Here is a 23,476-nt window from a genome sequence, read left to right as displayed (position 1 = left end):
TGTAAGGATTTGGTGCGTTACGCTGTCGCTAACACACCCTACGTATCTTTTCAAAAATCAAATACTAGTCCTATATTCCAATACGGTTCAGTTAAGGCTTAACTCTTTGTCAAAGTCAATTTTTTTAACGAACCGCAAAGGACGCGTTCGCGCAGTGTCTCGTTAGAGAAGGACGCAAAGAAAGAGGTTGATTCCTGCTTACCTACTTATCTACTTTGAGAGTTCTGGTGTGAGGAGAATTTGGTTTTTACTAATGCGATCAAATGCAGGTGTAGGCCAGCGATCAACTACTTTGCCCAGGACTGACATTTCTTCAACCAAGCGGTCAAATTTCTCAGGGGTGAGAGATTGAGGGCCATCGGATAAAGCTTTAGCTGGATTGGGGTGAACTTCAATCATTAAGGCATCTGTACCAGCGGCGATCGCAGCCATTGCCATCGATGGAACATATTCAGACCTACCCGTACCATGACTGGGATCGATCATAATTGGTAAATGGGTAAGCGATCGCAACACCGGAAGCACTGATAAATCTAAAGTATTGCGAGCATATTTACCATCAAAGGTTCTAATTCCTCGCTCACAAAGAATCACATTAGGATTTCCAGATGCCAAAATATATTCTGCTGCCATCAGCCACTCGTCAATTGTTGCAGACATACCCCGCTTCAGTAGCACAGGTTTATCTTGAGCGCCTACCTTTTTCAGCAGCGAAAAGTTGTGCATATTTCGCGCCCCGATTTGGATGATGTCAGCGACTCTCGCCACTGCTGATAAATCGGCAGCATCCATCAGTTCTGTGACAATACCCAAACCAGTAGCTTCCCGCGCTGCTGCTAACAAATCTAAAGCGCTTTCACCATAACCTTGAAAGGCATAGGGTGAAGTCCGGGGTTTGTAGGCTCCACCACGCAGAAACTGTGCCCCTGCTGCCTTCACGCGCTTTGCCGTTTCGACAATCATCGCTTCATTTTCAACAGAACAAGGCCCAGCTACCACTACAATCGGATGATGTTCGCCAAAATGGACACGACCATTAGGTGTCGGGACAACAACCTCGCTAGCTTCTCCATGACGAAATTCTCGACTAACCCGCTTGAAAGGTTGTTGCACTCGTAATACTTGCTCAATCCAAGGGCTGAACTCCTGAACCTGTAATTTATCGATGCTAGTGGTATCACCAATTAGCCCCAGCACAACTTTATGAGTGCCAACACTTTTTTCTACTGTGACTCCCCAAGTGTTACTCAGTTCTTGGCTAATACGAGTAATTTCCTCAACAGGCGTACCGCTCTTAAGTATGATAATCATCTATTTTTCCTTGTGTATAGTTTGGGTGGGCTAATCTTTACAGGTCAATGCATTAACATTGCGGGTCGATGCATTAACATTGCGGGTCGATGCATTGGCATTGCGGGTCGATGCATTGGCATTGCGGGTCGATGCATTAACATTGCGGGTCGATGCATTAACATTGCAGGTCGATGCATTAACATTGCGGGTCGATGCACTGGCATTGCAGGTTAAGGTGTAGGGCAGCTTTAGAAGACTTGCGTGTACACCGTAGCTTCTATAAGGAGAGGTTTGTCTAACGCAAAAATTCCGCAAGTTGTTCTAGTTTTGTCCAAGCTGCGCCGCTTTGCAGAATTTGCTTGGCAAGGGCAATACCTTTAACACAACCTGCTAAAATATCAGTTTCTCCATGAATGGCTTCACCAACTTGCAGGGCTAAGGCTGTATTTAAAGCGACTACATCCTGCTGCGCTTGCGTGCCTTTACCTTGCAAAACTGCCTTCAAGATTTCGGCATTTTCTTGGACATCTCCACCGGACAACGCCGCAGTGGGTGCAAAACTCAAACCCAGTTCTTGAGGATTGAGGGTTAGAGAGCGCACTTTTTTATCTTGAAGTACAGCTAAATCAGTGACATCTGCTAAACCAGCTTCATCTAAACGCTCCCGTCCGTGGAGGGCGATCGCTTGCTGACATCCCAATTGGGATAAAGCTTGAACAATCTCTTCTAGTAAAAGCGGGTCATTCACACCAATAATTTGCCCTGTCGGTCGCATCGGATTTACTAGCGGGCCGAGCAAGTTAAAAACAGTCCGCACTTTCAAAGTTTTTCGCAAAGTAGCGATCGCTTTTAGTGCCGGATGCCAGCCAGGAGCAAACAAAAAGGTGATTCCAACTTCGCCAACTGCGGTTTGTACTTTTTCAGGAGTGGCGTTGAGATTTATACCTAAAGCTTCCAACACATCAGCAGAACCAGTCTTGCTAGATGCCGAACGATTGCCATGTTTGGCAACCTTTACCCCAGCAGCAGCGGCCACAAAGGCGACAGCAGTGGAAATATTAAAGGTTGAAGCGCCATCTCCACCAGTTCCGCAGGTGTCAATTAGGGGGGTTGGGAATTGGGTACTGGGTATTGGGGATTGGGATTGTAAGACGCTGGCCATGCCGACTAATTCTTCGGCAAAGACACCTTTGGCTTGAATTGCGGCTAAAATCGCTCCTGATAGGACATCGGGAATGGCATCTGTGAGCCAACCTTGCATCAAATCCGCAGCTTGGGAAACCGTCAAGGATTGCCGATTTAGCAACTGTTGTAATAAAGCTGGCCAGTTGTAGAACTCAAGAGGGATGGAGATGTTTTCAGGTTGAGTTTGAGTTACAGCTATCATATTGGTCATTGGTCATTGGTCATTGGTCATTGGTCATTTGTCATTTGTCATTGGTCTATTGGTCATTGGTCATTGGTCATTGGTCATTTGTCATTTATCGTTGGTTATTGGTCACTTGTACTGAGAGAACGCGAATAGCCCCTCGTAGAGAAGCTGTTGGCGCAGCCTCTCCAAAAGTTGTATTGGTCATTGACCATTTACGAAGGACAAATGACAAATGACAAATGACAAATTAAGGAATTAGGACTTTGGCGACGGTTTGCACGTCTTTGTCACCTCTGCCGGAACAATTGATGACGATACGGAGATTGCCTGTTAATTGAGGACAAAGGGTTTCTAGATATGCGATCGCATGAGCTGTTTCTAAGGCTGGAATAATCCCCTCTAATTGCGAAAGCTTTTGAAATGCATCTAAAGCCTGTTTATCGGTAACACTGTAATATTCGGCGCGACTTAGATCCTTTAAATAACTATGCTCTGGCCCAACGCCGGGATAATCCAATCCGGCACTAATTGAATGGGCTTCGATTACTTGACCGTCATCATCTTGCAGTAAATAGCTCATTGCACCGTGCAATACACCTATTTTTCCTTTTGTCAAGGTCGCAGCATGTTTTTGAGTATTGACACCTTCACCGGCTGCCTCAACTCCAATTAGGCGTACAGAAAATTCAGGCACAAACTCATGAAAAAGTCCGATCGCGTTGGAACCTCCACCCACGCAAGCCAGTAAAATATCTGGTAGTCCTCCCCATTTTTCTTGGCATTGAGCGCGAGTTTCTAGACCAATTACTGCGTGGAAGTCACGCACAATCATCGGGTAGGGATGAGGCCCAGCAACCGAACCCAGGATGTAATGAGTTGTTTCTACATTCGTCACCCAATCCCGAATTGCTTCAGAAGTCGCATCCTTGAGAGTTCCTGTACCTGCCTCTACGGGACGAACTTCTGCACCCATTAATTTCATGCGAAACACATTCAGGGCTTGGCGTTCCATATCCTGGACGCCCATGTAAATTACACATTTCAAACCAAATCGCGCACACACAGTTGCAGTTGCTACCCCATGTTGACCTGCACCTGTCTCGGCAATAATCCTTTGCTTACCCATGCGCTTGGCTAGCAAAACTTGAGCCAAAGCATTATTAATTTTGTGAGCGCCTGTATGATTTAAATCTTCGCGCTTTAAATAAATTTGCACTCCCGTGCCATCTGGTCTAGCGTAATTTGCTGTCAGGCGTTCAGCAAAATATAATGGGCTGGGTCGTCCGACATAATCACGCATTAAGTTTTGCAGTTCTGCTTGAAAACTCGGCTCATTGCAATATTGGTGATACGCCGCTTCCAATTCACTTAATGCAGGCATTAAGGTTTCCGGGACATATTTACCGCCGAATTTTCCAAACCTGCCCAAAGAATCTGGTTGCACAGTTGCAGTTTTGATGTTTTGTATGCTTACCACTGGTTAAAATCCTTTCATGTTCAAGTATTTTTTAGTCTCGTTCTAATTTTTTAGAACTTATGCCACAGCTGAATCATCTTTGCGTTTTCCATTCCCAGGTTTTGTAGGTATAGCCCAGTTCTTTGTGATTCAAAACGTCTATAGGCCGCACCAAATCGTTAGAGTTAAATTTTGGTAATAGAGATAGTAAATTTCCTAACGCCGTAGCTTTGGGGGTTGACATACCGCCATCCCAAGGCCACATTAGGTCTTTAAGATTGTGACCGTAAGGCTGACCATTGGCAGGATAAAAATCACTACCTTGATGACTGTTTTCTTGCCATTCAGCCCAGAGGCGGTCTGCGTTGGCATGATGCAGCCAAAACACTGGGTCATAAGGCGAACTTGGTATATTGCTCATCGTACCCAGACCTTTAAACTTTACGGGTGTTGTGCTTGCGTCTATCTGTACCCCACCGACTAAGCCATGAATGTAATTGTGTATAAATCCTCCGGGGGTGACTTTACCTTGCTCATCTACAGAGATAAATCCTTCTAAAGCAGGGCGAAATAAAGAATAGTTATTAAGACTCAGGGCACGCTCAACATCTTTTTTGGGTACAGGATAATCACTGGCAGGAGGTAGTCTTAGAAAGCGAACAAGTGATGTACCTAATGAGGTTTGCGTGTCTGGGTCAGTGTTTAATGCTGGATTCATAACCCAGCCATTTGCAGCCGAAAAAGCGCCAGACTTGACAGGGCCGCCTGTAAAATTTCCCTGATTTGGAATTTTGATGGTTACTCCTTTACCGTTAGAACCAAGAAAATCATCGTTAAAAATTACATCAAGTGCTTTGGCGTCTGTCCAATCCCAGTATGGCAGAGTAATAGTTGGGTCTACTGCTTGCAGAGCTTGTTCAAATCTGCGGATATATTCTCGATGCCAAGGGAAAAATGCGGCATTTTCATGAGCAAGTTCTTGGACGGAACCATTTGAATGCCCTTTATGGTTATGAATCAAGCGTGTTGCCCCTAGATGTATGGCAACGAATTGGTCGTAAATACTGAGCTTGCTACCTGTGGGAATTACAGTTTTTAAGGTTTTGATAGCCTTGACAAAGGCTGTTTTCTCTGATTGTGTTAGGTCAGTTACGTTCTTTCTTACAGCTAGGTGAGCGGATTGTCCTGGAAAATTATAATGCCAATGGTATTTGTATTGTCCGTGGTCAACGCGATCGTGGGCAAAGACTGTAAGCGCACAGGCACTAACTAGAAGTACGCTATAAATTAATATTTTGAAGGATTTCAGCAGGAGTTTCATTGTCTTAATCAAGGCAGGGGGCAGGAGGCAGGGGGCAGGGGGCAGGAGGCAGTGGGAAGAAACAGAAATAATTGATACTAATTTCCTATTCCCTATTCCCTATTCCCCATTCCCTACTCCCTAAATCTGCGGGTAAATTTATCGCACTTCTTGAAGAGATGGACTTTCGCGCCGACTTTCTGTAATGGCTGTTTTAAGTTCTTGACAAAATTCTTCTACAGCTTGCAATCCTTCAGTTGGGCTACCTTCAGCTAAACGTTTCACAAAGGCGCTACCAACAATCACTGCATCTGCTCCCCATTCCATGACTTGATGTGCTTGTTCTGGTGCGGAGATGCCAAAACCAACGCCAATAGGTTTATTGGTGACGCTTTGCAACTCGGTAATTAAATGCTCTACGCGGTTTTGGAGTTGAGCGCGGATACCTGTAACGCCTGTAACACTCACCAAGTAGATAAAACCTTGAGATTGACGAGCGATCGCTTCAATTCTATCTTGAGAACTGGTAGGAGCTACAAGTAAAATTACCTCAATTCCGAAAGATGCAGCAGTTTTGATTAATTCTTCTGCTTCTTCTAAGGGTAAGTCTGGTACTACCAACCCCTGCACCCCAGCAGTGGCAATTTGCGCCAAAAACGACTTAATACCCCGGTGCAAAATGGGATTGTAGTAAGCAAATAGAATTATCGGCGCTTTTAGGCTAGGAATAACTATGTGTAACATCTCTAGCACTTGCTCTAATTTCGTGCCTTTTTGCAAAGCGCGGGTTGCTGCTGCTTGAATCACAGGCCCATCTGCGAGAGGATCGGAGTAAGGAACGCCCAACTCGATGAAGTCAGCACCGTTACGATCTAAGATACGTAAGGCTTCGGCAGTGGTTTCTAAGTTAGGATCGCCTGCTGTGATAAAAGGGATTAAAGCACACTGTTGGCGATCGCGTAAAGTTTGAAAGGAATCGGAGATAGAGGTCATGCTGAAAAATAGTTAATGATTGGTTAATAGTATTGGAATAATTAACACTTAGCAATTAGCGATGCCCATGCTAAATTTTTTGTTAACGAGTCTTTGATATTCGTGAATGAGGCTTTTATCTCCGTTAACGAGTCTTTGATACTCGTGAATGAGCCTTTTAACTCCGTTAACGAGTATCAGAGCTTCATTTTTTTAGAATTACGAATTACGAATTAGTAAAATCTCACGCACAGCTTGTTCTACATCGCTTTGTTTAACTAAAGACTCTCCAATCAAAACCGCACGTGCACCAGCCTCAGCGACAAGAGATAAATCAGCAGGTGTATACAGTCCAGATTCGCTGACGACGGTGATATCTAAGCTTTGTAATTGTTCTTGACGCTCTGCTAAAAGTTGCTGTGTTGTTCCTAAATCAAGAGTAAAATCTTCTAGATTGCGATTGTTGATTCCTACTAAATGTAAGTTGTCAAGCTTTAGCACTCGATCAAGTTCAGCCAAGGTATGGACTTCTACCAGTGCAATCATGCCCAAATCGTGAATTACTCGCAAAAAATCTTGGAGTTCTCGATCTGATAGAATAGCCGCAATCAACAATACAGCATCTGCGCCTGCTGTGCGTGCTAAATAAATTTGATAAGAGTTAATGATGAACTCCTTGCACAGTAAGGGTAATGCTACTTGTAATCGCACGCTCCGCAGATTATCAAAACCACCCTGAAAGAACTTATAATCAGTCAGGACTGATAAACAAGCTGCACCGCCTCGTTCATAAGCTTGAGCGACAGCTACCGGGTCAAAATCGGCGCGGATAATCCCCCGGCTAGGTGATGCTTTTTTTACCTCGGCAATTAAACTCGGTTGGTTGGAATTTTCTTGTAAAGCAGTCAAGAAATTTCGCACAGTCGGGGCTGTATTTAACTGTTGTTGCAAGGAGGCTAAAGGCAGTTCTTGCTGCATTTGTGCAACTTCTTGTCTTTTGTGCAATACAATCTCTTCGAGAATATGGCCAGAGGTGGTAATTTGGTTAGTCATAATCTTTTAGGGGAGTGGGGAGTGGGGAGTGGGGAGTGGGGAGTAGAGAGTGGGGAGTGGGGGGATGAGGGAGATGAGGAAGAAATAATCAGTGTCCTATTCCCTATTCCCTATTCCCTATTCCCAATGGCTCTTTCGTTTGCGTATATGCACGCACCACATTTTTAATGATTTCCAAACCGACTTCTCCACCTAAAGTCATGATTGATTCTGGATGAAACTGGACGGCAGCGATGGGAAGTGTCTGATGTTCAATGCCCATAATTACCTCGTCATCAGAAATTGCTGTTACTTTCAGTTCTTTTGGCAAACGTTGCGGTAGGGCAAACAATGAGTGATATCTACCCACTGTAAAGGATTCGGGTAAGTTTTTGAAGGTGACAGAATTAGAATTGGTGACGAAAATCCGTGAAGATTTACCATGTTGAGGATAGTTAAGAATTCCCAATTCGCCATCAAAAGCTTCAACGATGCCTTGCAATCCTAAACAAACTCCGAAAATGGGAATTTGGCGATGCAGAAGGGCGCCAACAGTCTGGGGAACCCCAAAATCACCTGGTCTACCAGGGCCAGGAGATAAAACAACTAAGTCAGGGCGTTCTGTATCGAATAGCGATTCTGAGAAACCATGACGGAGTGTGGTAACGCTTGCACCAGTTTGGCGAATGTAATTAGCTAGGGTATGAACAAATGAGTCTTCGTAGTCTATTAATAAGATATGTTTGCCAGATTTTACACCTGGGACGTGTTTACTTAATTTTAGAGAACCGGACTCATCAATTTTCTGACTCGTTTGCTTTACACGGCGAATCGTCTCAAATAAAGCAGCAGCTTTGGTAATTGTTTCTTGTTCTTCTGCTTCGGGTATAGAGTCATAAAGGACAGTAGCCCCAACTCGCACTTCAGCAATGCAATCTTTTAATCGAATTGTCCGCAGAATTAAGCCAGTATTTAAATTACCGTTGAAATTTAAATAGCCGACTGCTCCACCATACCAACGTCGGGCGCTCTTTTCGTGCCGTTCAATAAAATCTATTGCGGCTTTTTTGGGTGCGCCGGTGACTGTAACTGCCCATGTATGCGACAGAAAGGCATCTAAAGCATCAAATTGCGATCGCAGAGTACCCTCAACATGATCGACTGTATGTATCAGGTGGCTGTATAATTCAATTTGGCGACGACCAATGACTCGTACTGAACCAGGTTCGCAGATTCGGGATTTGTCATTGCGATCGACATCAGTACACATGGTCAACTCAGCTTCATCTTTGTGGGAGTTGAGTAAGTGACGAATTTGCACCGCATCGTCAAGAGCATCTTGTCCCCGCCTAATAGTGCCACTAATGGGACAAGTTTCTACCCGCCTACCTTCAACCCGCACAAACATTTCTGGAGATGCACCAATTAGATATTCTCCACCTAAATTAAAAATAAACCCATAAGGACTAGGATTTATTTCCTTTAAAGTGTTAAATAGTTTGCTGGGTTCGTCTTCATAGCCTTCAAAAAAGTTTTGACTAGGAACAACTTCAAATAAATCGCCTCGGTGGAAATAATCGAGTGCAACGTCAACTTTTTTGGCATATTCCCCTACTTTATGGTCAGCAATTAGATTTGGTAGAAGATGTTTGCCGCAATAATCTACAGACTCACCTGTTCTAGGAAGATTTTTGGTGTTGCCGTGCGCTGTTTTAAAATCATATTGTAGACGAAATGCACGTTGCTGATAGTAGTCAACAACAATCAATTCATCTGGCAAATAAAGCACCAAATCGCGCTGATCTGTTGGACGTTTCAAATGTTGGGTAATTGGTTCAAACTGAAAAACTAAGTCATAACCAAACGCACCATACAAACCTAAATGCTCGTCTTCTTGACTGGAGAAAGTAGATAAAATTTCGCGGACAACTGTAAATGATGAAGGCTGTTTACTACGTTCCTCTTCAGTAAATAATTTTTTTGTAGCTTTAATCAAGCCGACAATATTGTTATTTTCTTGGGTGACGTTCTCAAGTTGTTCTGACTGGGAGAGTCTCTTTAAAAGGAATGGTAAAAGCACTTTACCGCGTTCATTCAACGCTATCAAAGTGAAAGAATTTTCCTGTGTAGTTAACTCTAACGGTGGATTGACAAATCCGATTGCCCATCTTTTGTATCTGCCTGGATATTCGTAGCTACTCTTTAGCAAGCCTCCACGCTGAGAATTTAAATGGAACAGAATATCTTCGAGGGCAGTATCCATCTTAATTTCGGTGATGGAGCGAGAAACACTTACCCCGCCAAGGGTTTTATAGGAACGTGAATCAAAAACCATGAGTAATTTCTCTAGAATATTTGTTAGTACTTATTTTCAAACCTAGAACAGGCTTAGATAACTTTCTATCAATCTAAATCAACATGTTCTTTTTAAAAAATCTAATCAAAAAGGTTTTCTTTATTCTTCAAGAATACTAGATATCAAGCAAAGAATACATTGAATAATTTTTCGATGAAGTGTCAATTTATTCGCTTTTTACACTGCTTTTCTAGTACATTTCGCAACAACCCCATTTAAAAAAATCCACCTCCACCAAAAGTAATAGATAATCTCATAAAATCTCTGCGTACCTTTGCGCTTCCCTCTGCGTTTAAAAATCCCCCCTCAATTCCCGCAACAACAATATTGCTTGCTCATACAAAAACAAATTCACCTCATGAACCTCAATTCTTTTTCCAATCCCTTTTAACAGCGTCAAAGTCAACTCTCCCCCTAAATGTTCGCGGAATTCAGTCAAACCCCGAAACAAACAATAAGGATCTTCCAATTGTGATAACTTCTCAGTTAGTTCTGGCACATACAAAGTGAAACCCAACGCCGATAAAGTATTTAATATCCGTTGCCACTCCGAACAATCCAGCAGCCCTACCAAATAAGAATAAGTACTATCCAAAGCAATACCGATCGCAACAGCTTCGCCATGACGCAAGCGATAATTTGTCAAATGCTCCAGTTTATGAGCCGCCCAATGTCCAAAATCCAGGGGACGAGACGAACCCATTTCAAAAGGATCGCCACCATTGGCAATATGTTCTAAATGCAACTGGGCACAACGATAGATAACCTCTTGCATAGTATCCATATCTCGCCGCTTCAGGGCTGCGGTGTGAGAGTGGATAAAATCAAAAAAGCTAGCATCCTTAATCAGCGCCACTTTGACTGCTTCTGCGATTCCAGAACGCCAATCGCGATCGTCTAGAGTTGTCAAGAACGCAGAGTCATTTATAACTGCATAAGGTGGCGCAAATGTGCCAAGAAAGTTCTTTTTACCAAAAGCATTGATGCCGTTTTTGACGCCAATCCCAGAATCATTTTGCGCCAACACCGTTGTTGGCACCCGAATTAGGCGGATTCCCCGGTGAGCAGTTGCGGCTGCATATCCTACCAAATCCAACACCGCCCCGCCGCCGATCGCTAATATGTAGGAGTGGCGACATAATCCGGCGGCTTCAATCTGTTGCTGGATTTGCTCTACTAAAGTGCGATCGTTTTTGGCAGCTTCTCCTCCCGAAATTATCATCGGTTCGGCTGCGATCGCTAGTACCTCTGCATAAAATTTGGTATACGCGACTAATTGCTTCACCAATTCAGGTTGATACTTTAATATTCCTGCATCTATCACTGCAACTAATTTCTTCGGCTTAGTCTCCTCATCCGCACCAATCACTTGCGCTAGGGTGGGATTTTTCAACTCAAATAAATTTTGGGTGAAGTAAACCTCGTAGTTAAAAGTAACTGAAACACGTTGATGAATTAATCTACTTTTTTGCTTAATGTTAACTATCATATTTTTTATTTCTGTGCATCTTTGGTTGAAAATCTCGTTAGATAGCCGCTTTCACAGTTGTGTTTAAAGGCTGGAAAAAAGTATTGATTTTTTCTTCAAAAAAGCTTTGAGCCTTTTCAAATTCTTGAATTAATGCGTCTCTATCTTTCATCGCTACCAGTCTTGCCAAACTGCTGTAAGTATCAGCTAAAAAGCTAATTGCATCACACCTTTCTTCTGTAGCTAACATAATATCCACACATAAGTGAGGGTTTTGGTAAAACAAACGTTTAACAATATCAATTTCTTGACGGTAATTAGGAGTTGACATTGTTAAACTCTGTTCTATGTCAATTTTTGCTTCTGCCAAGAAAACGCCAAGACTAAATCTACAGAAATGTTGGGTTGCTTGAATAATCACCATCATTTGATCGTGTTCTTCAGGCGTGCAAGCAACTAACTCGGCCCCTTGACTTTTAAAAAAGTCTAAAAACCATTGAAATGAATCATCGTTTCGACCTGGACACACCACTATTTTTTGTCCAAAAAACGATTTGATATTTGGCCCAAACATTGGATGTAAACCTATGACTGGCCCGGAATGGTGTTCGAGCATCGCCTGAGTTGGCTGTACTTTAATACTCGTGATGTCACACAAAGCGGTAGTTGGGGCAAGGTATTTAGCTGCACGCTTGATAACATCAACTGTATGTTCAATAGGAACGCTGACTAATACTAATTCTGCCTGACTTAACAGTTTATTTGCATATTTCCAATCATCATATTCTAGAACGCTAACATTGTTACCTACTAGCGAAAGTTGCTCTTGAAATAATCTTCCCATCCTGCCGCATCCACCGATGATCGTAATTTTTCGGGGACTGACATGATTTGTTGCATATTTAGGAATCAGAGTACCATGACAACTATTTAGCACACCTGCCCAAACAGACTCAGGAATACCAGCTTCGGCGAGTAGGGGAGCGACATTAGCCACTTGTTCATCTAAAGAAGGTTGTTCTGATGCTGCTAATAATGATATGCGATCGCTCAATAAAGCGATCAACCTTTGGTCAGTTTTTTTCAGCCGATCTGAATCAGAGAATTTCAAAGGCATTTTTGTTCCAATTTTTAAATATCAACAAGTGATTCCTGAGAACTCAATTTGGGCAACATATCCAAAGTTGTTGCTCTTTTGGCAATCATATTAGAAAATAACTCTTCATACCGATCTAGCATTTGCTCAAAGGAATAGTTTTCTACCGCAAACTTTCTTCCTTCACGCCCTAATTTTGCTGCTAGTTCCGGTTGATTATATAAATCCAATACCGCAGTGGCTAAAGCATCTGCTGACTCTGGCTTAACGATAATACCGCCGCCACTTTCTCGAATAGCTTTGGCAGCAGTACCAGTGGCGGGAACTGAACCCACAATTGGACGACCACTGGCTAACAACAATGGTATTTTAGAAGGCATATTGAAAGAAATCACATTGCACTTTTGCACAATCAACCCGACATCAGCAGCTGCTAACATTTGTGGTAGTTTTTCTCGCGGTTGCAATGGTAAAAGCAATACGTTATCTGCACCACAAGCAAGACAATGTTTTTGCAACCTTTCGAGAGCTTGGGATTCACCGGCTACGACAAAGACAATATCATTAATATGGCACAAGCAAGCTGCTGCTTCTATTACTGTCTCCAAACCTTGCGTGAGAGCAATATTACCTGAATAAAGCACTATAAATTTACCATTGAGTTGATGGGTAGCTCTCCAATAGTTATTCTTTTTTGGTAAAGGGCGGATAAAATTTAGATTTACCCAATTTGGAATGCAGGCAATTTTATTAACAGGTACACCTTTATTTATTAAATTATCCACAAAGCCATCAGCAATCACACTAATGGTATGTGCATTTCGGTAGGCAAATTTTTCTAAAGCTTCGAGAGCGAGAATCATCAACTTATTTTTAATTAACCCAACACGCACAGCAGCTTCTGGGAGGATATCTTGCACATTCAGGACTACTGGACAGTTGTATAGCCAACTTATTAAGGTTGCAGGTAAGCAAACAAGTAACGGTGGCACTGTTAAGAGAATTAAATCAGGTCGCTCACCCTTGAGAGCTTGTGGCAAACTTGTAAAGACAAAGCTCAACTCTAGCAGTAGCCGATCTACAAGGTTAGGTTTAGACTTAATCCGCAGGTAACTACGCTGAATTTTGACACCATTTTTCTCTTCAGTAACGTATAACTTACCCCGATAGCGATCATAAATCTGACGCTGAGGATAGTTAGGCATACCTGTGATTACCCGCACTTGATGCCCTCGCTTCACCAGCCCTTCTGCTAGTTCAGTCATCAAAGGTGCAATACCAATTGGTTCTGGATGATAGTTGTATGAATAAATCAGAATGTGCATTAACCGTTAATGTTTTGAAGATTTGTAGTAAGGACTTTAGTCCTTACTACGAACTTGTTTACCTATTAATTTCAATTTGACACACTACTAGCACTGTTACTCAAGCATCAGAACTCAGCACTGTTTTTGCAGTTCTTTCTCTAAACTGAAAACTGGCTTTTGTTGCCTACGTCTTTGCAATGTGACGGTAGCAGCTCCAAGCCCCAGCAATGCTAAACCCAATGCTGAACTAGGCTCTGGTACTTGCCTTTTACCTTCTACGTTTAACACTTGGACGCGACCTTGGAAGAAATCCCCCACATAAAGCTTGCCATCTTTGAGGGTTGTCCCACCCGTCCAGTTAAATCTGCCGGGAGTAAGGTCGAGGGGATTGCCAAAAGGAGGACCAGTTAATGCTGGAGGGGGGACTGGTTTGCCTGATGCATCTAGGGCTGGTTGACCGTAGGAAGTTAAGAAGTTACCGTTTTTATCAAATACCTGAACGCGGCTGTTGATAGAATCAGCTACATAAACATTCTCTTGGTCGTCTACTTCGATGCCAATTGGCTGAAGAAGCTGTCCAGGTCCGCTACCTGCTGAACCAAATGTGTACAGAGGTTTACCATTTGGATCGAGTACTTTAACGCGGTTGTTATACTGGTCAGCTAGAAAGATATTTCCACTGACTGGGGAAATTCTTATACCTGCTACACCTTGAGTTTCTCCAAGTCCAGTGCCCACAGTGCCACCAATGACACCAATTTGCTTTCCGTCTGGTGTGAATTTAAGGATTCTTTCGCCATTAAAATCACCTACGTAAACGTTGCCAGTTTTGTCAAATGTTACACCAGATGGTCCAAAGAAAATCCTACCTGGTATGAGACCAGTAAATTCTCCATTTGCAAAGGATCTAATAAAGTTACCCTGAGAATCAAATTGATTGATGCGGTTATTGTAAACATCACCTGCATACAAATCCCCTGTTACGGGATTAAAGTCTACAGTTGTTGGCTCGTCAAACTGTCCGGGTCCTGTGCCGCCGGAGCCAATTGCTCCAATATACTGACCGCTTGGACTAAATTTTTCAATTTTGTCACCGAGGTTGTAGTTAGGAGTACCATCCGGGTTAACACCGCGTCCGTTAGCTATGTAGGTATTCCCTTGGTCATCCACCGTTATGCCTTGGGGAACAAATAGTTGCCCAGGACCGAAGCCAGGACTGCCGATACTTCTGTTGTAAGTTAACGTTACAGCCTTGGCTTGGGCTACTGTTGCCAGTACCATGAATCCAGTACCAAGAATGCCGATTGAGAAATTTTTGACTAATCCCATGAGTTTGAAGTCCTGGCTGTATGAGTGTATACTCTTTCCTAGACTAATTTTGTTCCCAGTCCCAGTTCGGGAACCCTAAAATTCGGGCTGCTGCCTCTTGTTTGAAATGCAACTTTCTGTATGAGGCAGCAGCCTATTCTGTAAGCTTTACCTGACACCAGGTAAAGAGGAATTAGACAGTCTCTGCTTTGGTTAGCAACTCTTCACCCAACTTTGCTGGACGTTTGCGCTTGGCGAAAGCAGCAGTTGCACCTACGCTAGCAAGTGCTAGTAAGCCAACTACTGAACCAGGTTCGGGGACTTTTTCGACGACGATACCATCCACCCGAACAACCTCTCCTAGTCCTGGGCCGACACCGCGATTGGTAATATAAATCTTGCCATCAGGGCCTATATCAATTCCATCAGCCGAATCTAGCCCTTGACCTGCGGCAACGAGTGTTGTCCGAGTGCCGTCAGGAGCAACTTGGATGAGAGATCCAGGTAGATTTGTGATGTCACCACCTAACTGGGAGGTGTCGCTAAACTGTAAAACCAGCAAATCGCCTTTGTCATCAAAGGTTAGGTCGGTGATGTGCGTAAATCCATCCAGAAAAACTTCTGGTTTGAGATCGTCGCCAATACGGAAAATCCGTGATTTACCTTCTGGATAAGGAAAACCTGTATATTCGCCAACGTATAAAGCTCCATCGGGGCCAATTACGCCACCAGTGGGTACTGATTGAATTGCTATTTTTCCTCCTGGAAGCTCATCTAATAGCCCAGGAGGTACTTGTAATCCCGGTGGCAAATCTGACTTACTAATGATGTTTTTCGGAATTGCGATCGCCTGTGACTGACTTCCATCAAGTTTAATTTTGTAAGCAGTGTTCCCACCCCCATCAACCACATAAGCACTATCGCCACTAATAGCCAAGTCATAGGGATTAGTTACTACATCACCTTTATCTGGATTTTTGGTGATTTCATTCTTGGCAAAGTCAAAAATACTGTTGAGAGATCCGGTGTTCAAGTCAACTTGGTAAAGTTGTGCTAGAAGCGGTGTATTCAAAACTTTATCGGGTGTTGATGGCGGAAAAGTCGCAAGTTGCTGTGGTGGGAGTGCGGATTGCGAACCAAGGTTAAGTGTTGCTAAATCCCGGTTTCCTGGATAACCAGCAAACCCAGTCAGCAGATAAGCATTCCCTTTAGAGTCGAATTGTATGTCTTGAATACCAGCGCCTTGGTTGCCACTGGGTTGTTCTGCTAAAGACTGAAAGTTATTAAGTAGACGCTGTTTGGTACCGTTTGGTGAAACTTTGACCAGTGAACCGCTATTACCAGCACAGATAGGCTGAAACAACGTACTCGGAGATGGTTGACAATTTCCATTACCGCCGATACCTGGCTCTGCTACGTAGAGACTGCCGTCAGGGCCAAAGCTAGCACCCCGGGCATTACTAACTCCATCGACAATAGTTGTTAATGTTGCAGCTTGTGCAGATAGTGTTCCACAAATAGCGGTAAAACAAAATGTAACAGATGTAAGAGCAAATGACTTGAGTTTCATACCTTTGGAGATTGAGAGTTAAGTAATTTGTTTGTGGAAACTTTTATGGTTTTAAAGACAAGGAATCTTAGTCTTTAAAAAACGCAGGGTAAATAATGCCTTTATTGAGAGGCAGTGATATTGGTTTGAAACTCTTTATTTGAGCGCCACGACTCTATTTATGGGAGGTTTGGTAACTCTCTCTTCTTGTGCAACCAACCAACGCCCAAGGCAGCGATCGCTAATACACCGAAAGCAGAATCAGGTTCAGGAATAGATTTGCTATTTTCAATTCTGAGAACTTGTCCAACTCCTGGGCGATCGCCTCGGTTGGTGACGTATACTGCACCATCAGCACCAATTGTCAAGGCGCTAGGCGACTCTAATCCATTGCCACTCAGAAGAGTTGTGCGTGTGCCATCGGGAGCTATTTTGATTACAGAACCATCAAAATCACCCTTCCAAGCTGACTGATTGGCGTATTGCAAAGCATATAAATTGCCCGCAGGATCGAATTGCAAGTCTGTGAGTTGGGTAAAACCATCAGCAAAGACTGTTGGCTTACCATCAGCACCAACTCGATAGATTTTTGCCCCACCTTCTGGGAAAGGAAAACCAGTAAATTGGCTGACGTAATAAGCACCATCAGGCCCTTTTGCCACACTTGAGGGTACTGGTTGAGTTGCAAACTGCGATGGGCGTTGGCGAAGCCTCTCGGAGAGAAGCCCCGCCTTCGGCGATCGCACCACTTCCCCTTGAGATGGCACTTGTGCCGGTTCATTGGATGGGGTATCAGAAGGTGGAAAGACTGGATTCGTCAAGATGTCTTCGGGGAAGGTGGTAATAGCTTGTAAATTACTGCCACCAATGTTGACACTGAGTAAATCGTTTGCACCTGCATCAGCTGCAACTAACTTATTGCCATCTATGACAAAACCCAATAGATTGCTACCGACATCACCACCATCGGGATTATTGGTGAGTTCATAGTTAGCTAAATCTGCAACACTCGTCCAGGAATTGGTATTAAAGTCGGGAGCAATGATTTTACCGAGGTCAGTGTTACCTAAATTGCGATCGCGAAAGGTTGGATTCGCCCCATACCCAATCAGAACATAAGGTTTACCTGTAGTATCAAATTGGATGTCACGAGGGCCACCGGCTCCAGTACCATCTGGTAATGCTATGGAAGGTAGTCCTGTAAGTATGCGCTCGGTTTTACCATTCTCAATTTTGGTAACTGCCCCACTTGTGCCATAGCATAAAGAATCGCCTTGACCGCTTGCTGGTGGAACACAAGCCCCACTTCCCCCGATTCCTGCCTCTGTAACATACAGATTACCGTCAGGGCTAAAGCTTAGACCACCGGCATTATATAGACCGTCAGCGATTACCGAAAAGGATGCAGCTGAGGCAGCTTTCATTCCCGAAAAAGCAGCAACACAAAAAGTGAGGATAGTAATAGTAAGTGGCTTGAGTTTCATGTGTTGCAATACAGGTAATCGTGGGGAATTGAGGGGTGAATTTTAAACGCAGAGAGGAGGCAGCGCGTCTTGGGGGTTCCCACGCCACTTGCTCCACTTGGGGAAACCCCATCGCCCTTGGCGTCTCCCCTTGGAAGAAGACCGCAGTGGCTCCCCGTTGTAGCGACTGCCGTCGCGCAAAGGGAAGCGCAGAGGGACGCTGAGGTTTTAGTTGGTAACTAGTGATTCTGGAGTTTTTGGCAGATAGCTCATTCCTCGGTCAAATGATTTTAGGTTGCCAGCTTTGGCTTCGAGTAAACGTTTGATGTTCATGCTCTCAGCACCATAGTCTTCAATTTGAAGTTTGCCGTGAGTAACAGTTCCATCTGTTTTCCAGAATGTGATTCGATGCAGGATGAAACCGGAAGCTTCGGGATCGGCGAAAGAGTATGCGGTTGGGATGAGTAACGCTACAGAACGCTGATAATATTCGTAGTCTGGATAAAAGTGTTCTTGTTCAACCAAGTAGTATTTACTCAATGAATGAACTCGCACAGAAACTTTTACTTTTTGGTCATATTCATCTTTGAATTCACCTGCTTCAGAAGTGATATCACCATTGGGTCGCAACAAATGTGCCCACTCATCTACATTTTTTAGGTCTTTTAAGTATTCAATCGCCAGATCAATTGGGGCATCAACATAAATAGTGTCTGTATCGATAAAGTGGCTTCCTTTGGCTGCTGAGGTCACACCAGCTTTGCGTTCCAAATTACCTTTGAGAGAACGACATTCGGAAGTATGTACTGTATGAATTCCCTGCATAATCATCTGAGTCTGCCGTTTGGGATCGACAAAGCTCAACCAGTGAAAGTACACACCTTTTTCATCTGTTCCTGGCTCGATGTATTCGGTGGGAAATAGCAAAACAGGGTAAACCTGAAAATATTTTTGATACTCTAATCCACAGTGCCACTCAATGCCGTAGAAAAGGGGATTTTCTAATTTTTTAACATGATAGTAAAGATTGTTGTGATAACCAGATGCAGATCCAAGCCAGGTATCTTCATCGATTTGCTCTTTCATCCGGCTGTAAAGCGTCCATTCATCTAAATTCTTTAAACTACAAAGGTATTCAAAAGCGCTCTCTGGTGAAGTAGCAATATAAGCTGAGGTAGCAAAGGTATTTTTTTCCATTGTTCACTCCTGAAGATAATAACAATTAGGCTGCGATCGCTGTGGTCTTGGTTCGCTTACTATTGTTGATCCGATCTTCTGCTAATCGTCTAGCAGCATCGTTAGTAGTAACTCCTTGCTCTTGAGCAATCTCAAAAATTGCTAATAGCGTGTCATAAATGTTATGCACTTGCTTAAAAGCTTTTTCTTCGTCATAACCAATCATTTCGTTGTAAACATTGATTAGTCCCCCAGCATTAATTACATAATCAGGGCTGTAAAGAATCCCTTTTCTGGTAAGCATTTGACTATGCAGCTGCTCATTTTCCAATTGATTATTAGCTGCACCAGCAATAATCGAAGCTTGGAGGAAAGGAATTGTATGACTATTAAGAATTCCTCCTAAAGCGCAAGGAGCAAAAATATCTACATCCAGAGCATAAATTTCGGTTGGTTCTACAACAGTTGCACCAAAAAGCCGTTTTACCTCTTCCGCTTTTACTGGATCTACATCGCTAACAAAAAGCTGGACATCATGCTCATGTAAGTGACGACAGAGATTTTTACCAACATTTCCTAAGCCTTGAACTGCAACTTTCATGCCATCAAGTCTTTTGCTCTGCCAACGAGATTCTACAGCAGCTTTAATTCCGAGAAAAACTCCTAGTGATGTTATGGGAGCAGGCCCACCAGATTTTTCTGATACCCCAACAACATATTGCGTTTCTTGACTAATTGTCCGCACATCATCAGGAGTAATATTAACATCTTGTCCGGTAATAAAACGTCCATTCAAGCTATCAACAAAACGTCCGTAAGCTCTCAACAGATCGTCTGTCTTATTTTCAGGATTAGCAATAATGACTGCTTTTCCTCCACCCGCCGGAATGTTCGCACAGGCAGCTTTATATGTCATTCCCCGACTCAGACGAAGTGCATCTTTTAAAGCAGCTTCTTCGTTGACATAAGGCATAAGTCTTGTAGCTCCCATTGCTGGGCCCAAGCTCGTATCATGGATGGCAATAATTGCCTTAATTTCGGGATTTTTACCATGACAAAAGAGAACTTGTTCGTGACCCATTTCTCTAACAGTTTCAAATAGCAGCATTTTTACCTCTCGATATTGGTTGGAATTGTTTAGAGAAAGTAATGAAGATTACAAACTGTAAAGATATAGACACAAAAACACTCTTGAATGTTAAGATAAGATGAAGTTAAAAAAGAGTAATCTTCAAAAATAAAACATTCCAGTTTTGTGGGCGTAGTTGTTGCCTGGAATAAAGTTTTTGCCGCTTCTAAATTCATCGTTTATGTTTTGCTGCATAAACTAATCCAAACTGCGTTGTAAATTCCGCTTTATTACAGTGTTTTAGTGTCTATAAAAATTGAATGAGATTGCAAACTTTTAAAATCAAACCATTGGAAATGAAACTTGCTTGGCTGGACTTTTGGCAGGAGTTGATTTAATTCCTTGGGCAGCCAAGCTTTTGTTACGTCCAGCAGAGGGTGCTGGGCGATCGGCGTCAATCACTACATCAATCAGAAAGGGAACAGTTGATGCGATCGCTTGTTCTAATGCGGCTTCAATATCCGACTCTCTGACGACTACCAGCGCTTCTGCTCCCATCCCACGAGCAATCATCGCAAAGTTTGTTGGTGGAATTGTTGCATCTGCGCCCTTTAATCCCAAAATTTTCATCCCTTGATGGCACATGTTGTAACGCGCATCGTTGAGGACAATCCAGATTGCGGGAATTTTGTATTTCACAGCTGTGCTGATTTCGTTATTCATCAGCATTGCTCCATCGCCGACAATCCCTACAGCCTTGCTATTGTTCGCCAACGCTGCACCCAACACTCCGGTGACAGCGTGACCCATTGCGCCGACTCCAGTGCTGACTCGGTAACGATTGGCTTCGGCAAATTGCAGTAGATGTGTTGACCAAGTAAAAGAGTTACCGCATTCTGCCATGACTACGGCATCGCTACCCTCAACAACGATCTTTTGAATTGCTGCCATCAATACTTCTGGTCGCACTGGATAGTCTACGTCTGGAGCAGGTTCAATTGCTTTGTGTTCTGGACGAGGTAGCGACATTGTGGAATCAGGAACATCTGGCAATTGCTGCAATAACTCTTTGACAAAGGCTCTGATATCAGAGCGAACTCCAAAAGTTTTAACGTGGGGATACGCCACTCCTGGCACTTCCGGGTCAATATCAACATGGACAAAACCTCCTTTTGGAACTAGTGCCGAACTCCAAAAGGAAGTCGGTTCGCCAAGGCGGGTTCCTAATACGAGTGTGCGTAGTGGAGGTTGCTGTTCCATATAAGTTAAGACGGAAGCATGACCGCCTAAACCTGTGACACCCACAAACTGAGGATGATCTTCAGGGAAGATACCTTTACCACGGGGGGAACACATAACGGCTGCTCCAGTTTTTTGTGCGAGTTCAAGGATTTCCTCTGCTGCCTCACGCGCACCGAAACCAACCCAGATGGCAAAGGGGCCAGATGATAATAACTCTACAGATTTAGCGATCGCTTCTTTTGAAGCTGTAATCGGAAACGGAGTAACATCTAGTTGGGGTAAGGCTATATCCTCAACTAAACTTGTCTGTACAGCGGTAGGAATGCTCAAATGGGCGACAAATCCGCCTGGTTGCGCCATAGCTAATGCAAGTTTACGAAAAATCTGCGGTAATTGAGATGCAGATTCAATAGTGATTGCATAGTTGAATAGCGCTCCTGAAGTAAAAATTCCTCCATTAGGCAAGGTATAAGTGCTGGTTTCTTGAATTGCCCAGCGCCCGCGCTGCGGTGCTGAGGTACAAGCTGATAGTAAAATTACCTTGGCACCTTCCCCACGAGCTGCAAATAATCCGGTAATGGCGTTGGTGATCCCCGGCCCTGCTGTGGTAAAAACTACACTAGGGCGATTATTCGCAAAGTGTGCTTCAGTGGCTGCAAATGCGGCTCCGGCTTCATGGCGGAAGTTCAACACCTCTATGCTGCTATTCGACAGCGCCCCCCAAAGGCTGGCCATTGCACCACCAGCGACACCAAAAGCGTAGTTTACTCCCAAATTTACCAACATTTGAGCGATCGCATCGGCAACTGAAAGTGTTGGAGCTATTTCATCGTTTAAAAAAGGCGGAATTCCCCCATTATTCTCTGATTCATCAAGCTGACGCGAGTCAGACACAGATTCTACATATCTGTTTTCTGGAAGTTCCTTGTATGGCTCAGTGGTGATTAGAGGAGAGTTTGAACCAGTATAGTTTTGACTCATTAGTTTCACGTAATTACAGAAAGTTACACAAAGGCTTTTTAGTTTACAATCACAGCACTAGTAATATTTAATACAAACAACTCTGTTGCTTTTACACCTATGACCTAGCTTGGTCGATTGTAGAAACGGTTAATCGCTGCTGATTGATGCTTGTGAGCGCAGTACCAAAAAATTTCTCCCGAAAGCATACAACAGTTGAGGCTGTGCTTCTTGTCACCAGGATAAAGGAGATCAAAACTGTTGTACAATCAAAAATCTTTTGATATGGATGTCAAATTTTTCGCTTCTATAGTGATGACTACAGTATTTAAATAGATGAGCGAGAAAAAACTAAATCATGTAAAGGTGCATAAACTGGCAACTAACCCGAAGTTAAGCGTGTCTCAGAATCTTTATAAAAATTCATATAGCTAGCTTTAATAACGCCGATCTAATTAATAAACGCCTGGTAAGGTTCTTAGCCACTACAATAAAAATCTAATTTGCAATGAAAAATCTTTTGATGTATGTGTCAATTTTTTCGCTTTTTTTGCGATCGTAATATTTGCAACTTAGTCACCTGAAAGATTGAGATTCTGCGTAGGCGTTAGCCCGCCGTAGGCATCGCACAAGCGGTACATTACCAAATTTACAATAGGAAATCTTTTGATGTGGGTGTCAATTCTTTTGCTTTAGAACTTACACAGTTTTTTATCCGAATTTAAGCATGAGGCCATTTAGCGGTCTTTATATTGCCAGCAAAAACTTTTTAAGTCAATTATTTGTAACGATAAAGACATCATTTTTTAATTTTTTATAGTTCCTTTGAGAGATGACAAAGCATTCAGGACATAAATATTTTTAAAAAAGTATTTTTGATAATGCATAAATCAGCAGTATATAGCTAATATACAAATACGGACTTTATTTTTGATAAAAAATATACAACATGATCTGTAATTTTTACGTTTACTAATAATACGAATGTACTTCTTACGACAGATGACTAAGCATATTCTTCTATAGTTAAATTCCTGAGAAGGTAAGTTAAGATAAA

The 23,476-nt window shown here is 43.0% G+C and carries 17 protein-coding genes; 1 reads left to right on the top strand and 16 read right to left on the bottom strand.

Features of this window, described 5'->3' with window-relative positions; genetic code table 11:
• Positions 1–210 precede the first annotated feature (210 nt).
• Positions 211–1,311 (bottom strand): 3-deoxy-7-phosphoheptulonate synthase, encoded by a 1,101-nt coding sequence (aroF, locus tag RMY63_RS29995; RefSeq protein WP_322732204.1) that lies wholly within the window; start codon positions 1,309–1,311, stop codon positions 211–213.
• Positions 1,312–1,369: 58 nt separating this feature from the next.
• Here aroF and RMY63_RS29990 point away from each other — a divergent pair, with 58 nt between their 5' ends.
• The gene (locus RMY63_RS29990) at positions 1,370–1,534 is read left to right on the top strand and encodes a hypothetical protein (protein ID WP_322732203.1); all 165 of its coding nucleotides are present in this window, start codon (positions 1,370–1,372) and stop codon (positions 1,532–1,534) included.
• Between the two features lie 54 nt (positions 1,535–1,588).
• On the opposite strand, the gene trpD is transcribed toward RMY63_RS29990, so the two are convergent.
• The 15 genes from trpD to scyA form a co-directional block, all read right to left on the bottom strand.
• Positions 1,589–2,680, bottom strand: a complete 1,092-nt coding sequence (gene trpD / locus RMY63_RS29985) for an anthranilate phosphoribosyltransferase (RefSeq protein WP_322732215.1) — start codon at positions 2,678–2,680, stop codon at positions 1,589–1,591.
• 232 nt (positions 2,681–2,912) lie between these two features.
• The gene (trpB, locus tag RMY63_RS29980) at positions 2,913–4,142 is read right to left on the bottom strand and encodes a tryptophan synthase subunit beta (protein ID WP_322732202.1); all 1,230 of its coding nucleotides are present in this window, start codon (positions 4,140–4,142) and stop codon (positions 2,913–2,915) included.
• Positions 4,143–4,215: 73 nt separating this feature from the next.
• Entirely contained in the window at positions 4,216–5,442 is a 1,227-nt protein-coding gene (locus RMY63_RS29975) for a tyrosinase family protein (protein ID WP_322732201.1), read from the bottom strand.
• Between the two features lie 138 nt (positions 5,443–5,580).
• Positions 5,581–6,414, bottom strand: coding sequence for a tryptophan synthase subunit alpha (trpA, locus tag RMY63_RS29970; protein ID WP_322732200.1), 834 nt, complete (start codon positions 6,412–6,414; stop codon positions 5,581–5,583).
• A 198-nt stretch (positions 6,415–6,612) separates the two neighbouring features.
• A complete protein-coding gene (trpC, locus tag RMY63_RS29965) occupies positions 6,613–7,446 on the bottom strand; it encodes an indole-3-glycerol phosphate synthase TrpC (RefSeq protein WP_322732199.1) in 834 nt (277 codons plus the stop codon).
• A gap of 103 nt (positions 7,447–7,549) precedes the next feature.
• Positions 7,550–9,760 carry an anthranilate synthase gene (locus RMY63_RS29960; RefSeq protein ID WP_322732198.1) on the bottom strand — a complete coding sequence of 737 codons (2,211 nt, stop codon included), beginning with the start codon at positions 9,758–9,760 and terminating at the stop codon, positions 7,550–7,552.
• 313 nt (positions 9,761–10,073) lie between these two features.
• Positions 10,074–11,270 (bottom strand): 3-dehydroquinate synthase, encoded by a 1,197-nt coding sequence (locus RMY63_RS29955; protein WP_322732197.1) that lies wholly within the window; start codon positions 11,268–11,270, stop codon positions 10,074–10,076.
• 37 nt (positions 11,271–11,307) lie between these two features.
• On the bottom strand, positions 11,308–12,366 hold the full coding sequence (tyrA, locus tag RMY63_RS29950) for a bifunctional chorismate mutase/prephenate dehydrogenase (RefSeq protein WP_322732196.1): 1,059 nt from the start codon (positions 12,364–12,366) through the stop codon (positions 11,308–11,310).
• A 14-nt stretch (positions 12,367–12,380) separates the two neighbouring features.
• On the bottom strand, positions 12,381–13,670 hold the full coding sequence (locus RMY63_RS29945; protein ID WP_322732195.1) for a glycosyltransferase family 4 protein: 1,290 nt from the start codon (positions 13,668–13,670) through the stop codon (positions 12,381–12,383).
• 114 nt (positions 13,671–13,784) lie between these two features.
• Positions 13,785–14,981: a scytonemin biosynthesis PEP-CTERM protein ScyF gene (gene scyF / locus RMY63_RS29940; protein ID WP_322732194.1), complete on the bottom strand. Its 1,197-nt coding sequence runs from the start codon at positions 14,979–14,981 to the stop codon at positions 13,785–13,787.
• Positions 14,982–15,153: 172 nt separating this feature from the next.
• Complete coding sequence (locus tag RMY63_RS29935; protein WP_322732193.1) at positions 15,154–16,530, bottom strand: ScyD/ScyE family protein; 1,377 nt, start codon at positions 16,528–16,530, stop codon at positions 15,154–15,156.
• Positions 16,531–16,688: 158 nt separating this feature from the next.
• Positions 16,689–17,993, bottom strand: coding sequence for a ScyD/ScyE family protein (locus RMY63_RS29930; RefSeq protein ID WP_322732192.1), 1,305 nt, complete (start codon positions 17,991–17,993; stop codon positions 16,689–16,691).
• 207 nt (positions 17,994–18,200) lie between these two features.
• Positions 18,201–19,169, bottom strand: a complete 969-nt coding sequence (scyC, locus tag RMY63_RS29925) for a scytonemin biosynthesis cyclase/decarboxylase ScyC (RefSeq protein WP_322732191.1) — start codon at positions 19,167–19,169, stop codon at positions 18,201–18,203.
• A 25-nt stretch (positions 19,170–19,194) separates the two neighbouring features.
• The gene (scyB, locus tag RMY63_RS29920; RefSeq protein WP_322732190.1) at positions 19,195–20,256 is read right to left on the bottom strand and encodes a tryptophan dehydrogenase ScyB; all 1,062 of its coding nucleotides are present in this window, start codon (positions 20,254–20,256) and stop codon (positions 19,195–19,197) included.
• 303 nt (positions 20,257–20,559) lie between these two features.
• Entirely contained in the window at positions 20,560–22,440 is a 1,881-nt protein-coding gene (scyA, locus tag RMY63_RS29915) for a scytonemin biosynthesis protein ScyA (RefSeq protein ID WP_322732189.1), read from the bottom strand.
• Positions 22,441–23,476: the final 1,036 nt, after the last annotated feature.

It is taken from the genome of Nostoc sp. ChiQUE01b, from assembly GCF_034531255.1.
In the GTDB taxonomy this organism is placed as follows: Bacteria; Cyanobacteriota; Cyanobacteriia; order Cyanobacteriales; family Nostocaceae; genus Nostoc.
Note: the sequence above shows the minus strand (reverse complement) of the source record. Positions and strands in the feature narration are given on the sequence as shown.

What these genes read in the sequence shown, in the direction of transcription:
- aroF (WP_322732204.1), bottom strand. Translation starts at nt 1,311, where the DNA reads ATGATTATCATACTTAAGAGCGGTACGCCTGTTGAGGAAATTACTCGT.
- trpD (WP_322732215.1), bottom strand. Translation starts at nt 2,680, where the DNA reads ATGATAGCTGTAACTCAAACTCAACCTGAAAACATCTCCATCCCTCTT.
- RMY63_RS29975 (WP_322732201.1), bottom strand. Translation starts at nt 5,442, where the DNA reads ATGAAACTCCTGCTGAAATCCTTCAAAATATTAATTTATAGCGTACTT.
- trpA (WP_322732200.1), bottom strand. Translation starts at nt 6,414, where the DNA reads ATGACCTCTATCTCCGATTCCTTTCAAACTTTACGCGATCGCCAACAG.
- trpC (WP_322732199.1), bottom strand. Translation starts at nt 7,446, where the DNA reads ATGACTAACCAAATTACCACCTCTGGCCATATTCTCGAAGAGATTGTA.
- RMY63_RS29960 (WP_322732198.1), bottom strand. Translation starts at nt 9,760, where the DNA reads ATGGTTTTTGATTCACGTTCCTATAAAACCCTTGGCGGGGTAAGTGTT.
- RMY63_RS29955 (WP_322732197.1), bottom strand. Translation starts at nt 11,270, where the DNA reads ATGATAGTTAACATTAAGCAAAAAAGTAGATTAATTCATCAACGTGTT.
- tyrA (WP_322732196.1), bottom strand. Translation starts at nt 12,366, where the DNA reads ATGCCTTTGAAATTCTCTGATTCAGATCGGCTGAAAAAAACTGACCAA.
- RMY63_RS29945 (WP_322732195.1), bottom strand. Translation starts at nt 13,670, where the DNA reads ATGCACATTCTGATTTATTCATACAACTATCATCCAGAACCAATTGGT.
- scyF (WP_322732194.1), bottom strand. Translation starts at nt 14,981, where the DNA reads ATGGGATTAGTCAAAAATTTCTCAATCGGCATTCTTGGTACTGGATTC.
- RMY63_RS29935 (WP_322732193.1), bottom strand. Translation starts at nt 16,530, where the DNA reads ATGAAACTCAAGTCATTTGCTCTTACATCTGTTACATTTTGTTTTACC.
- RMY63_RS29930 (WP_322732192.1), bottom strand. Translation starts at nt 17,993, where the DNA reads ATGAAACTCAAGCCACTTACTATTACTATCCTCACTTTTTGTGTTGCT.
- scyC (WP_322732191.1), bottom strand. Translation starts at nt 19,169, where the DNA reads ATGGAAAAAAATACCTTTGCTACCTCAGCTTATATTGCTACTTCACCA.
- scyB (WP_322732190.1), bottom strand. Translation starts at nt 20,256, where the DNA reads ATGCTGCTATTTGAAACTGTTAGAGAAATGGGTCACGAACAAGTTCTC.
- scyA (WP_322732189.1), bottom strand. Translation starts at nt 22,440, where the DNA reads ATGAGTCAAAACTATACTGGTTCAAACTCTCCTCTAATCACCACTGAG.